Genomic DNA, 223 nt, shown 5'->3' with positions numbered 1-223 from the left:
TGCAGAACGTTTTTCCCCTCAAGGCTATTTTTATTGACCGACGGAATAGCCTTCACATTCATCCAGAACAGCGATTCACGGTCTTTGGGCAGCGGCTCGCCCGCGTAGATGATACGCAGCGTGTTTTCACTTTTAGGTTCACTGACAAACAGCGGCGGTGTGACCACAAACGATTTATCTTTGACGCCTGCTCTGTTCTCTATCCATGAATTAATCAGGAAAC

1 protein-coding gene is annotated in these 223 nt (G+C 47.5%); it reads right to left on the bottom strand.

The window, feature by feature from the left end:
* Positions 1–223, bottom strand: a 223-nt coding sequence (locus FDX22_RS31160; RefSeq protein ID WP_255432939.1) for a fimbria/pilus periplasmic chaperone, incomplete at both ends; no start/stop codon positions are given.

The sequence above is a fragment of the Citrobacter sp. TBCS-14 genome (assembly GCF_005280805.1).
Classification (GTDB): domain Bacteria; phylum Pseudomonadota; class Gammaproteobacteria; order Enterobacterales; family Enterobacteriaceae; genus Citrobacter; species Citrobacter gillenii.
Note: the sequence above shows the minus strand (reverse complement) of the source record. Positions and strands in the feature narration are given on the sequence as shown.